A 12,828-nucleotide genomic window follows, 5' to 3' on the forward strand; every position below is an offset into this window, starting at 1 on the left:
CCATGGGCAAGGGTATCGCCGAGGGCGCCATCAACCGCCCCCTTCTGACATGGATGTTGATGATCGGCTGCCTTCTGGGCGGGCTTTGGGGTTTTGCCTCCATGGGACGGCTGGAAGATCCGGCCTTTACGATCAAAACCGCGGTGGTCTTCACGGAATATCCCGGCGCCTCCGCCGAACAGGTCGCAACCGAAGTCAGCGAGCCCCTGGAATCGGCCATCCAGCAGATGTCCGAGATCAAGTTCGTTACCTCCTCCAACAAACCGGGCGTGAGCCGCATCACGGTCGAAATTGAGTCGACCTATGACGGGACCGAGCTGCCCCAGATTTGGGACAAGCTGCGCAACCGGGTGAACGATGCCCAGGGCACCCTGCCAAGCGGTGCCGGGCCGAGCCGCGTGAACGACAATTTTGGCGATGTCTACGGCATCTTCTACGCGGTGACCGCGCCGGGCTTCACCGATGCCGAACGTCACGACATGAGCGAGTTTCTCAGGCGGGAATTGCTGACCGTCACGGGTGTTGCCGATGTCGCCGTCGCAGGTCTGCCCGAGGAGCGCATCTTCGTGGAGCCCGACACCGCCGTCATCACCAATCTGGGCCTGCCCCCCGGTGCCATCGTGCAGGCCATCGCGGATTCGAACGCGGTCACGGATGCAGGCTCTGTCAGCCAGATGGGCCAGGAAATCCGCATTGATGCGCCCGAAGGCTCGGGCACGGTCGATGACATTCGCGGCCTGACCATCGGCGTTGCGGGCGAAGTCATCGAGATCACCGATTTCGCCCGTGTCTATCGCGGCCGTGTGGCCGATCCGAACATGCTGATCCGCTTCGACGGTGAAGAGGCGTTCACGCTGGGTGTCTCGGGCAAGGACGGCGAGAACATCGTCGATGTGGGCCGCGCCGTCGATGCAAAGCTTGACGCGTTGCAATCGGACATCCCCATCGGCGTGACGTTGCACCCGATCTATCAACAGCATGTCGTGGTCGATGAGGCCTCGTCGAGCTTCCTCGTCAACCTCGCCATGTCGGTGGGCATCGTGGTGCTGGTGCTCGCGCTCTTCATGGGGTGGCGCGCGGCGGTTGTGGTGGGGTCCACGCTGCTCTTGACCGTCGTGGGCACGCTGTTCTTCATGGCTCTCGCGGATCTTCAGATGCAGCGGATTTCACTGGGCGCGCTCATCATCGCGATGGGCATGCTGGTCGACAACGCCATCGTCGTCGCCGAGGGCATGCAGGGCGACATGGAGCAGGGCAAGACCTCGCGCGAGGCCGCGACCGACGTCGCGGGCAAGACGCAGATCCCCCTTCTGGGCGCGACCGTGATCGGCATCATGGCCTTCGCAGGCATAGGCCTATCGCCGGATGCGACGGGCGAATTCCTGTTCTCGCTCTTTGCCGTGATCGGCATTTCGCTTCTGCTCTCCTGGGTGCTCGCCATCACCGCGACGCCCCTGCTGGCGCATTACGTGTTCCGACAGGGCAGCGGCGAAGACACCGATCCCTATGGCGGGCCGGTCTTCCGCGCTTACGGCGCAGTTCTGCGCGCCGCGCTGCGTTTGCGCTGGCTCGTCGTTGCGGCACTGCTGGCCATCACCGTGGTCTGCTACTGGGGCTTCGGTCAGGTGAAGCAGCAATTCTTCCCCGACAGCAACACGCCCCTTTTCTATGTGCACTACAAGCTGCCGCAGGGGGCCAGCATCAATGCAACCGCGGCGGACATGGCCGTTCTCGAGGATTGGCTGGAGGCGCGCGACGACGTGGTGTCCGTCGCCACCTTCGTGGGTGGCGGTGCGACACGGTTCATGCTGACCTACGCGCCCGAAGAGGCGCTGCCGACCTATGGTCATCTCGTGATCCGCACGGAGACGCTCGAAGATATCCCGCCCCTGCGCGCCGATCTCGAAATCTTTGGCCGCAATGCCCTGCCCGAAGGTGAATTCCGCACGGAGCGGTTGGCCTTCGGCCCGGGCGGTGGCGCGCCGATCGCCGCGCGGTTCTCGGGCAGCGATCCGGATGTGCTGCGGGCGCTTGCGGAAGAGGCCGCCGGGATCATGCGCGCGTCCACGGACCAGTTGCAGGATCTGCGCACCGATTGGCGCGAACGGGAATTGGTCCTGCGCCCGGATTATTCCGAGGAACGGGCCCAGACCGCAGGCGTGAACCGCGCCGATCTGGCCACCGCACTGCAGACGGCGACCGATGGATCACGCGCGGGCGTCTACCGCGAGGAAGACCGCCTGATCCCGATCATCGTGCGGATGCCGGGGGCCGCGGAACCCGGTGCGGCCCATCTCATTGACCAGATTGTCTATTCGGAAGCGGCGGGCGATTTCATCCCCGTCGAGCAGATCATCAACGGATTCGATTACGGCGTCGAGGATACGCTTTATCAGCGCCGCGACCGGGTGCCGACCATCACCGTGGAGGCAGGCGTGCCTGCCGGGGTCAATGCCTCTGCCGTCTTCACGGAGCTGCGCGGCCCGATCGAGGCGATGGATCTGCCCGACGGCTACAGCCTCGAATGGGGCGGCGAATATGAAAGCTCCACCGAAGCGCAGCAAAGCCTTGGCGGTCAGCTTCCCGTGTCGCTCCTGATCATGGTGGTGATCTCGATCCTGCTCTTCGGCAAGCTGCGTCAACCGCTCATTGTCTGGCTGCTGGTGCCGATGGCGGTGAACGGCGTGGCGCTTGGCCTTCTGGGCACGGGTCTGCCCTTCTCGTTCACGGCCCTTCTCGGACTGCTGTCGCTCTCGGGCATGCTGATCAAGAACGGCATCGTTCTGGTCGAGGAGATCGACCTGACGCGCGCCGACGGGGTGCCGTTCCGGGAGGCCATCGTTCAGGCGTCGACCTCGCGTCTTCGTCCGGTCGTTCTGGCTGCGGGCACGACCATTCTGGGGATGATCCCGCTCTTGTGGGATGCGTTCTTCGCCTCGATGGCGGTGACGATCATGGGCGGGCTTGGCTTCGCGTCGATCCTGACGCTGATCGCCGCACCGGTCTTCTATTCGTTGATGTTCCCCAAGGCCGACAAGGAGGCCCGGCAGGCAGCGGCGTCATAAGCCCCTGCCCTGCCGGGTCCGGCGCCACAGCTGATCAGTCGGGCAGAACGGCCGTCGCCTCGATCTCGATCTTGGCCTCGTCTTCCACGAGCGCGGAGACGACCACCATCGTCATCGCCGGGAAGTGGTAGCCCATCACGTCGCGGTAGGCCGCGCCGATCTCTTTCTGATGGGCCAGGTATTCCGTCTTGTCGGTCACGTACCAGGTCAGCCGCGCGATATCGGTGACCGATCCGCCGGCCGCCTCCACGACGTCGCGGATATTCTTCAACGCCTGGACCATCTGACCGATGAAATCATGCGCCTCGAAAACCTGCTCCGCGGTCCAGCCGATCTGGCCCCCCACGAACAGGACCCGCCCTTCTGCGACGATACCGTTGGCGTAGCCTTTCGCGGGCTTCCAGCCTTCGGGATGAATGGTGATGGTGCTCACGGCGTCCCCTCCATGAATTGGGCGAGTGCCGCCCGTTTGTCCTCCGGCCACCGGATGGAGCGCATCGCGTCGAGATCGACATAGATCAGCGTCAGGTCGGCCGTCAGCCGCGCCTCGCCCTTGCAGGACGCCGTCACCCTTGCTGCGAGGCTGGCCCCGCCGATCCGCGTGACGGTGAATGCCCAATCCAGTTCATCGCCCAGCCGCGATGCCGCGTGAAAGTCGGTCTCGATCCGGCCCATTGGCACGCCCGTCCGGTCGCGCACATGCATCTCGGCGAATGGCCATTTCAACGCGTCACGAAACAGGGTCTCGACGACTTCGTTGATCATCTCGAAATAGCGCGGGTAGAAAACGATCCCGGCCGGGTCGCAATGCTGAAACATCACCGCGTTGCGATAGGTGTAGGCCGCCATTTCGCATCCGTCCCGTTATATCCTGATCGCGCTCGGATCGCGCCGAATTCCCTTCGATTTTCCGGCACTGCGACAAAAACTTCAAGCCTAAAGTTTTATACTTGAAATTTCTTCGGCCCGATGGATACTTCCCCTGACATCGCTCATAGGAGGTGACGCCGTGAAGACCGTCTGTCTGGGAGGTGGGCCCGCTGGCCTTTACTTTGCCATCAGCCTCAAACTGCGCAATCCCGCCTCCGACGTGGTGGTGATCGAACGCAACAAGGCCGATGACACGTTCGGCTGGGGTGTGGTCCTGTCCGACGAGACGCTCGACAACCTGGCGCGGAACGACGCGAAAAGCGCCGAGGCGATCCGCGAACATTTCGCCTATTGGGACGATATCGCCGTCGTGAAGGATGGCACGCGCATCACCTCCACCGGGCACGGCTTTTGCGGGATCGGCCGCAAGAAGATGCTGCTTCTTTTGCAGGACCGCGCGCGCGAATTGGGCGTCGATCTGCGCTTCGAGACGGAGGTCGAGGATATCGACGCGCTGCGCCGCGAGTATGATCTTGTGGTGGCCGCCGATGGCGTGAATTCCCGCACGCGGACCCGCTATGAGGACGCCTTCAAGCCCGAGATCGACACCCGCGCCTGCAAGTTCATCTGGCTCGGCACCCATGCCAAGTTCGACGATGCCTTCTCCTTCATCTTCGAGAAGACGGAGCATGGCTGGATCTGGGCCCATGCCTACCAGTTCGACGACGACACCGCGACCTTCATCGTCGAATGCTCCGAGGAGACGTGGCGCCGCGCGGGCTTTGACAAGATGAATCAGAATGAGACCATCGCCGCCTGCGAGAAGATCTTCGCCAAGGATCTCGACGGCAATGCGCTGATCTCGAACATGAAGCATCTGCGCGGCTCCGCCTGGCTGAATTTCAACCGCGTGCTCTGCGAGAAGTGGCACCACGAGAACGTCGTGCTTCTGGGCGATGCCTCGGCCACGGCGCATTTCTCCATCGGGTCGGGCACCAAGCTGGCGCTGGAATCCGCGATCGCGCTGGCCGAGCTGGTGACGACCAAGCCGACACTCGAGAAGGCGTTCGAGACCTACCAGGAGGATCGCCGCCTTGACGTGCTGCGCCTGCAATCCGCCGCGCGCAACTCGACCGAATGGTTCGAGGATGTGGAGCGGTATCTCGACCTTGATCCGGTCCAGTTCAACTATTCGCTTCTGACGCGCTCGCAGCGGATCAGTCACGAGAACCTGCGCCTGCGCGACGCGCAATGGCTGCGCGAGGCCGAGGAATGGTTTCAGGCGCAATCTGGCGCAAATGGCGTGCATCGCGCGCCGATGTTCGCGCCCTTTCAGCTGCGTGACATGCGGCTTGCCAACCGCGTCGTCGTCTCGCCCATGGCGCAGTACAAGGCCGTGGATGGCTGCCCGACCGACTGGCATTTCGCGCATTATGCCGAACGCGCCAAGGGCGGTGCGGGCCTTGTCTACATGGAGATGACCTGCGTCTCGCCCGAGGGCCGGATCACGCCAGGATGCCCCGGTCTCTACGCGCCCGAGCATGAGGCGGCCTGGAGGCGTCTCGTGGATTTCGCCAATGCCGAGACCGAGGCGAAGCTCTGCATGCAGATCGGCCATGCAGGCCGCAAGGGCGCCACGCAGCTCGGTTGGGAAGAGATGGACGCGCCTCTGAAGGAGGGCGGCTGGCCGCTTCTGTCGGCCTCCGCGATCCCGTGGGCCGAGGGCAGTCAGATCCCAAAAGCCATGGACCGCGCCGATATGGACATGGTGCGCGATCAATTCGTCGCGGCCACCGAGATGGCCGACCGCGCGGGCTTCGACATGGTCGAGCTGCACGCCGCGCATGGTTACCTGATCTCCTCCTTCATCTCGCCACTGTCGAACACCCGGACGGATGAATATGGCGGAAGCCTCGAGAACCGCATGCGCTACCCGCTCGAAGTGTTCCGCGCCATGCGCGCGGTCTGGCCCACCGAAAAGCCGATGTCTGTACGTATCTCGGCCACCGATTGGGTTGGCGAACGCGGCGTCGAGGGCGAGGAAGCCGTCGCCATCGCAGCCATGTTCAGTGCCGAAGGCGTGGATCTTGTCGACGTGTCCGCCGGCCAGACCAGCGTCGAGGCGAAGCCGGTTTATGGCCGCATGTTCCAGACGCCGTTCTCGGACCGGATCCGCAACGAATGCGATATCCCCACCATGGCGGTCGGCAATATCTACGAACCCGACCACGTCAATTCGATCCTGATGGCCGGACGCGCCGACCTCGTCGCCCTGGCCCGTCCACATCTGGCCGATCCCTACTGGACGTTGCATGCAGGCGCCGCCCTGGGTGACGATCAGACCGCCTGGCCCCTGCCCTATTTGCCCGGGCGAGACCAGATGCGCCGCTTGGCCGAACGCGGTGAGGGTCTGGGGATCCGGGTATGAGTGATCTTTCCGGCAAGTCCGTGTTGGTCACCGGAGGCGGTACGGGCCTCGGCGCCGCATTGGCGCGCGCTTATGCAGAGGCCGGTGCGGATGTCTGGATCGCCGGGCGCCGCGAAGGCCCCCTTCAGGAGGTCGCGGCGAGCCATGACGCGATCCGGTGCGTCACCGCCGATGTGACCGATGAAGCCTCCGTCGCCGCCATGTATCAAGCCACAGGCCCCTGCGATATCGTCATCGCCAATGCCGGGGCCTCCGCCTCCGCGCCTTTCCCCAAGACGGACCTCGCCACCTGGCAACAGATGATCGACGTCAACTTGACCGGCGTCTTTCTGACCCTGCGCGAGGGCGCGCGGAAGATGAAAAAGCGCGATTGGGGCCGCCTGATCGCCGTGGCGTCGACCGCCGGGCTGAAGGGTTATCCCTACGTGGCGGCCTATACGGCGGCGAAACACGGCGTAGTCGGGATGGTGAAGGCCACAGCCCTTGAGATGGCAAAGACGGGCGTGACGGTGAATGCGCTCTGCCCCGGATTTCTCGACACTGAAATGACGGAGCGGTCGGTTGCCAACATCATGGAGAAGACCGGCATGTCCGCCGCCGATGCCCGTGGGCAACTCGAAAAGATGAGCCCGCAGCGCCGCCTGACCCAGCCCTCGGAGGTTGTTGCCGCGGCAATGTGGCTATCCGGGCCCGGATCGGAGGGGATCACCGGGCAGGCGATCTCCATCTCGGGCGGCGAGGCCTGAGCCTACTGAAAGCCATGCAACAAGAGGTCCGCCGCGGCCAGCAGCTCATCGCGGACAAGTTCTGCACTGCCAACGGCTATTCCGATTTCGGATGCCGGTAGCGCCACCATCTGCGACACGAGGATGACGTAGGGCGCGCCCGCAATCACGGTCTCCACGTGCAACTTCGGCACCAAGTCCCCCCAGTAGGATCGCGGCATGACCGGCGCACACAGGATGTAGGTTGTCTGGATCCCCAAATCGGCCTGCAGTCGGCACACGAGATGGAGGCCGTCCCGCGTCTGAAAGATCGTGCCTTGGCTCACCCGAGAAATCCCTTCTGGCGGATGCGGGCAAGGGTCGGCCCGTTCGCATGCAGTTGGCGCAATTCCTCGTTCAGACCGGCCTTGGCCGCTGCCCGCCATTCCGCACTTTCCCGCGCCCGCCGGGCTTCGGCCAGACCGGTGTCGATGCATTCACGTACCACCTCCGCGATCGACACACCGCGCAACCGCGCCTCCTCTTCGAGCGCCGTTTTGCGCTCTTCCCCGATGTCGCGAATATTCAGGACGGCAGGCATGGCTCGGTCTCCGGTTCATGATGCCGCTACGCATACTGCAACACAATTAGCAACACAATCGGAAGCGACGAGGAAACGGATCAGCCCCGCTTGACCGCGGAATACCCCGCCATCGCCGCATAGCCTCCGACGATGGCCTTGCGCTGCGCGTGATCGAGGATCTGATTGATATCCTTGAAGCCCGCAGGCGCACGCTTTTCGACCTCGTCGATCACACGCTCCGGACCGCCCACGCGATTGGTCCGCACGACCTCCGCCGTCTTGGGCAGGCGCTCCTTCTCGTAGCGCCAAAGGGCGGCGCGCGGATGTTCGGACCCGGCCAGCGCATCCGCCAGACAGCGCGCATCGAGGATCGCCTGACTCGCGCCGTTCGATCCAACGGGATACATCGGATGCGCTGCATCGCCCAGAAGCGTGATGCGCCCGAAGGTCCAGCGCGGCAGCGGATCGCGGTCGGCCATGGGATATTCGAAGATCGCCTTGGTCGCGCGCACAAGCTTGCCGATATCCATGCCTGGCACATGGAAGCGCAGCGCATGCGGCAGAACGCGTGCCAGCGGCACCTGCCGCGACCAGCTGTCGGGCGGCGGGGTCGAGATCGCGGGATCCTTGATCCGCACGTTCACGACCCAATTCGTCAGCTGCTTGCCCTTCACCGCAGGCGCGATCGGGTACAGCACGAACTTGCCGCCAAGCCCGCCACCGATGGCCATGCTTTCCCCGTCTTCCCAGACGGGCATGTCCGCCGCACCGCGCCACATCACGACGCCCTGCCAAGAGGGTGGGCCTTCGTTGGGATAGAACACGCGGCGCCCGGCGGAATGGATACCATCGGCGCAGATCAGCACCTCGCCCCGGTCGGTCACACCCGCGCCGCCTTCAACGCTGTCGGTGAAATGCGCGGTCACGCCGGATTCGTCCTGCACGAAGCCTGCGAGCCTGCGCCCCGTCCGGATCGCATCCGGTCCCAACCGGTCGATCACCGCGTCATGGATCACCTTCTGCAACCGCCCGCGATGGATGGAGAATTGCGGCACCTCGTGGCCTGCATGCATGCCGCGCAGTTCAGACCAGACCTCCTGCCCCTGCTTGGTGAGGTAGGACAGCTTACGCGTGCGCACGCCCACCGCATCAAGCGCGGGCAGAAGCCCCAGCGCATCAAGCTCCTTGATCGCGTGGGGCAAAACGTTGATGCCCACGCCCACCTCGCGGACCTCGCGCGCGGCCTCGTAGATCGTGACGGGAATGCCCCGCGCATGCAGCATCAGCGCGGTCGTGAGCCCACCGATCCCGGCCCCTGCGATCAGAACCCGCATGCGATCACTCCTCCGGCGGCGGCAGGAAATCCACCTCGTGCTCGGCCGATACGGCGACGACATCCGCCGGGTTCGCCTCTGGCCCGAGATTGTGCAGCGCCCAGAACAGATCATAGAGCCGCCGGGTCGGCGCGACCCAGAAGAAGCATTTGATCGTCGTGTCGGTCTTGTTGAAGATCCCGTGCGGGATGCCGCGCGGCAGACGGATCAGATCGCCCGGCTCGGCATAGGCCTCGACCCCGTTCAGCAGCAGATCGAACCGGCCTTCGAGCACATAGATGAACTCGTCCTGCGTCGGGTGGATATGCGGCGGCACGAAGGTGCCCTTTGGCAGCGTCGCATGCCAGGACATGCAGGCTTCGGTGTTCTGTTTCGGCACATAGGTCTGGCCGAGGATGTTCCAGCTGATGTCGTCTATGCCGGAATTTGCCTTGGTCACGCCGGGCAACATGGTCATCGGGATCTCCTCTTCGGGGTCAGACGTGCAGGAAGCGATCCTTGACCTCGGGGGTCGAGAGGATCTCGGAATTGGTGCCGGTCCAGACCACCTGGCCCTTCTCGATCACGACGTGGCGGTCGGCGAATTTGGTCAGCGCGTCGACATTCTTGTCGATGACGAGGATCGCCTCGCCTTCGTCCTTCAGCTTTGCGAGCACCGCCCAGATATCGGCGCGGATCAGGGGCGCGAGGCCCTCAGTGGCCTCATCCAGCACGATCAGCCGCGGATTGGTCATCAGCGCACGCCCGATGGCCAGCATCTGCTGCTCGCCGCCCGACAGCTGGCTGCCCATATTGCGGCGCCGTTCCTCGAGGCGGGGGAATAGCTCATAGATCCGCTTCGCGTTCCACTTTCCGCCGGGCCGAGCCGTGGCGACGAGGTTCTCGTGCACGGTCAAAGTGGGAAAAATCTGCCGCCCCTCGGGGACAAGGCCAAGTCCCGCATGGGCGATCTTGTGGGGTTCTGCGCCGGTGAAGTCCTTGCCATCGACCTGAACGCGGCCGCCACGCGGCGTCAGCATCCCGAAGATCGATTTGATCGTCGTGGTCTTGCCCATGCCGTTGCGGCCCAGCAGCGTGACCACCTCGCCCTTGTCCACGTGCAGGTCTATCCCGAACAGGATGCGGCTTTCGCCGTAAGCGGCTTCGAGGCCTTCGACGCGGAGCATCAGGCGGCCTCCTCTTCTTCGCCGAGATAAGCTTCGCGCACCTTGGGATCGTTGCGAACGACCTCGGGCGTGCCGGTCGCGATGATCTGCCCGTAGACCAGCACCGAAACCCGGTCCGCAAGCTGGAAGACCGCATCCATGTCATGCTCGATCAGGACCATGGTGAGGCTGCCCTTCAGGCGTTTGAGACGCGCAACGAAGGCCTCCGCGTCCTCGCCCCCCACACCCGCGAGCGGCTCGTCGAGAAGCAGGATCTGCGGTTTCGTCGCGAGTGCAATGGCCAGCTCCAACCGGCGATGCTCGCCATGGCTGAGCGCGGAGGCCACCGCATCCACCCGGTCCTCAAGCCCCGCCTCTGCCAGAACACGCAACGCGGTGTCGTTCAGCGCCGCCTCGTCCGCGACCGTCCCGAAGAACCGAAAGCTCGACCCGGACCGCGCCTGCACGGCAAGCGCCACGTTTTCCAGCACGGTGAAGCTGGGCAGGATGGAGGTGATCTGGAAAGACCGGGCAAGCCCCATATGCACCCGCTCGGGCATGGAGCGCGCCATCAGGCTTTGCCCATCAAGCAGGACATCGCCAGAATCCGAGGCGAGCTGACCCGAGAGCTGCGAGATGAAGGTGGTCTTGCCCGCCCCGTTGGGTCCGATGATCGCATGCAGCTCGCCCGGCTCGACAATCAGCGACACGTCGTCCGTGACTTTCAATGCACCGAAGGATTTGCACAGATTGCGGATCTCGAGGCGGCTCATTTCGCGGACCCTCCGATCCCGAGTTTCTTGAAGACGCCGGTAATCCCGTGCGGCGAATAGAGCACCATCAGGACGAGGAAGAGGCCGAACCATAGCTTCCAATGCTCGGTCAGCGATCCCAGCACCTCCTCCAGCAGCAGCACCGCGACCGCGCCGCCGATTGCCCCCGTGAGCGTGCCGATCCCGCCGAGGACGACCATGACGATCAGCTCGCCCGAACGGTGCCAGGAGATGAAGGCGGGCGAGACGAACTCCGCCTGATTGGCCAGGAACACACCCGCCACGGCGGTCAGGCAGCCCGAGATGACGAAGGCGGTCAGCTGGTAGCGGAACGGCGAATAGCCGATCGCCTCCATCCGCACGCGGTTCTCCCGGATGCCGGTCAGGACCCGCCCAAAGCGCGAGCCCACGATGCGGTGACACAGCCAGAACAGCGCGATCAGCATGATCAACGTAGCGTAATAGAGCGTGAAGTCGTTCTCCAGCATGTCGCTGCCCAGAACGGTCGAGCGTTGCGACAGCCCGTAGCCGTCATCGCCGCCATAGGCCGACAGCGAGATGAAGAAGAAATAGGCCATCTGCCCGAAGGCCAGCGTGATCATGATGAAATAGACGCCCGTGGTGCGCAGCGAGATCGCGCCGGTGATCAACGCGAAGAGTGCCGAGACACCCATCGCGGCTGCGATCTGAACGAAGATGTCGTTGATCCCGTAGCTCGATAGGACCGCGACCGCATAGGTGCCGAAGCCAAGATAAGCCGCGTGCCCGAAGGACACCATCGCGCCATAGCCCAGGATCAGATCGAGGGCGAGCGCTGCAATCGCGTAGGCCAGGATGCGCGTGCCGATCAGCACGAGGAACGGATCGTCGATGGCCGCGGCCACGGGCGGTAGCGCCGCGAAGATCGCGAACAGGATCAGGGCCGCGCGGACGCGTCCCGCGATGGGACGGCGCGCCGGGCGCGCGCTGCTCAGGGTCGCCTCCGCCATCAGCCGCGCCCTCCGAAGAGACCCGCGGGCTTCGCGAAGAGGATCGCCGCCATAAGGATATAGACGAGCATCGGCGCCAGCATCCGCCCTACCTGCCCTGCCGCCGACGGATCAAGCACGGAGCGCAGCCAGATCGGCCCGAAGACGCCGCCGACCGTATCGACGACCGCGACAAGGATCGCGCCGAAGAAGGCGCCCTTCACCGACCCGATACCACCGATCACCACCACGACGAAGGTCAGGATCAGCACGCTTTCCCCCATGCCGGTATCGACCGACAGGATCGGCGCGACGAGCGCGCCCGCGAAGCAGGCCAGCACGCCGCCCAACGTGAAAACGATGGCGAAGAGCTTGCCGATATCGATGCCAAGCGCGGAGACCATCGTGCGGTTCGTGGCGCCTGCGCGCAGCAGCATGCCGATCCGCGTGTGGTTCACCACGACATAAAGCCCAAGCGCGACGCCAAGCCCGGCGGCAATGATGGCGATGCGATAGACCGGGTATTGCAGCGGGCCCATGAGCGGGATGGAGCCGGAAAAGATCTCGGGCAGCGGAACGGAGAGGGGCGAGACGCCCCAGATGATCTTTACCGCCTCATTGGCGATCATCACGAGCCCGAACGTCGCCAGCACCTGATCGAGATGCGACCGCGCGTAGAGCCTTCGGATCACCAATACTTCGAGGACGAGTCCCACCACGATGGCGGCAGGGAACATCAGCAGAAGCCCCCACCAGAAGCTGCCGGTGAGAGCCGCGAAGGTCGCGATCAGGTAGGCGCCCACCATGTAAAGGACGCCATGGGCGAGGTTGACCACATCCATGATCCCGAAGACGAGCGTCAGCCCGGCCGCGATCAGGAAGAGCAGAACGCCAAGCTGAACGCCGTTCAGTAGCTGCAGCACGAAAAGGTTGGTCATTCTGCGGTCTCCCTCGCCCT

Annotated in this window: 13 protein-coding genes; 3 read left to right on the forward strand and 10 right to left on the reverse strand. The window is 64.2% G+C overall.

Features of this window, described 5'->3' with window-relative positions; all coding sequences use genetic code 11:
• Nucleotides 1-2 precede the first annotated feature (2 nt).
• The gene (locus tag FIV09_RS18915) at nt 3-3,065 is read left to right on the forward strand and encodes an efflux RND transporter permease subunit (RefSeq protein WP_152453021.1); all 3,063 of its coding nucleotides are present in this window, start codon (nt 3-5) and stop codon (nt 3,063-3,065) included.
• A gap of 34 nt (nt 3,066-3,099) precedes the next feature.
• Here FIV09_RS18915 and FIV09_RS18920 read toward each other — a convergent pair whose 3' ends face one another.
• Nucleotides 3,100-3,498, reverse strand: a complete 399-nt coding sequence (locus tag FIV09_RS18920; RefSeq protein WP_152453023.1) for a RidA family protein — start codon at nt 3,496-3,498, stop codon at nt 3,100-3,102.
• Entirely contained in the window at nt 3,495-3,914 is a 420-nt protein-coding gene (locus tag FIV09_RS18925; protein ID WP_152453025.1) for a thioesterase family protein, read from the reverse strand. Before FIV09_RS18925 ends, FIV09_RS18920 begins: the two co-directional genes overlap by 4 nt.
• Nucleotides 3,915-4,074: 160 nt before the next feature.
• On the opposite strand from FIV09_RS18925, the gene FIV09_RS18930 reads away from it, so the two are divergent.
• Together FIV09_RS18930 and FIV09_RS18935 are read left to right on the forward strand one after the other, a co-directional pair.
• Entirely contained in the window at nt 4,075-6,363 is a 2,289-nt protein-coding gene (locus FIV09_RS18930; protein WP_152453027.1) for a bifunctional salicylyl-CoA 5-hydroxylase/oxidoreductase, read from the forward strand.
• Nucleotides 6,360-7,109 carry an SDR family NAD(P)-dependent oxidoreductase gene (locus tag FIV09_RS18935; RefSeq protein ID WP_152453029.1) on the forward strand — a complete coding sequence of 250 codons (750 nt, stop codon included), beginning with the start codon at nt 6,360-6,362 and terminating at the stop codon, nt 7,107-7,109. Before FIV09_RS18930 ends, FIV09_RS18935 begins: the two co-directional genes overlap by 4 nt.
• Before the next feature lie 2 nt (nt 7,110-7,111).
• On the opposite strand, the gene FIV09_RS18940 is transcribed toward FIV09_RS18935, so the two are convergent.
• From FIV09_RS18940 to FIV09_RS18975, 8 genes are all read right to left on the reverse strand, one after another.
• On the reverse strand, nt 7,112-7,414 hold the full coding sequence (locus tag FIV09_RS18940) for a CcdB family protein (protein WP_152453031.1): 303 nt from the start codon (nt 7,412-7,414) through the stop codon (nt 7,112-7,114).
• Complete coding sequence (locus FIV09_RS18945; protein ID WP_152453033.1) at nt 7,411-7,668, reverse strand: hypothetical protein; 258 nt, start codon at nt 7,666-7,668, stop codon at nt 7,411-7,413. Before FIV09_RS18945 ends, FIV09_RS18940 begins: the two co-directional genes overlap by 4 nt.
• An 80-nt stretch (nt 7,669-7,748) precedes the next feature.
• Nucleotides 7,749-8,984, reverse strand: a complete 1,236-nt coding sequence (locus FIV09_RS18950) for a flavin-dependent oxidoreductase (RefSeq protein WP_152453034.1) — start codon at nt 8,982-8,984, stop codon at nt 7,749-7,751.
• A 4-nt stretch (nt 8,985-8,988) separates the two neighbouring features.
• Nucleotides 8,989-9,441, reverse strand: coding sequence for a cupin domain-containing protein (locus tag FIV09_RS18955; protein ID WP_152453036.1), 453 nt, complete (start codon nt 9,439-9,441; stop codon nt 8,989-8,991).
• Between the two features lie 19 nt (nt 9,442-9,460).
• Nucleotides 9,461-10,150, reverse strand: coding sequence for an ABC transporter ATP-binding protein (locus tag FIV09_RS18960; protein WP_152453038.1), 690 nt, complete (start codon nt 10,148-10,150; stop codon nt 9,461-9,463).
• Nucleotides 10,150-10,902, reverse strand: a complete 753-nt coding sequence (locus FIV09_RS18965; RefSeq protein ID WP_152453040.1) for an ABC transporter ATP-binding protein — start codon at nt 10,900-10,902, stop codon at nt 10,150-10,152. Before FIV09_RS18965 ends, FIV09_RS18960 begins: the two co-directional genes overlap by 1 nt.
• The gene (locus FIV09_RS18970) at nt 10,899-11,891 is read right to left on the reverse strand and encodes a branched-chain amino acid ABC transporter permease (protein WP_152453042.1); all 993 of its coding nucleotides are present in this window, start codon (nt 11,889-11,891) and stop codon (nt 10,899-10,901) included. Before FIV09_RS18970 ends, FIV09_RS18965 begins: the two co-directional genes overlap by 4 nt.
• Complete coding sequence (locus FIV09_RS18975) at nt 11,891-12,808, reverse strand: branched-chain amino acid ABC transporter permease (RefSeq protein ID WP_152453043.1); 918 nt, start codon at nt 12,806-12,808, stop codon at nt 11,891-11,893. Before FIV09_RS18975 ends, FIV09_RS18970 begins: the two co-directional genes overlap by 1 nt.
• Nucleotides 12,809-12,828: the final 20 nt, after the last annotated feature.

This window comes from Roseivivax sp. THAF197b (assembly GCF_009363255.1).
Taxonomy (GTDB): domain Bacteria; phylum Pseudomonadota; class Alphaproteobacteria; order Rhodobacterales; family Rhodobacteraceae; genus Roseivivax.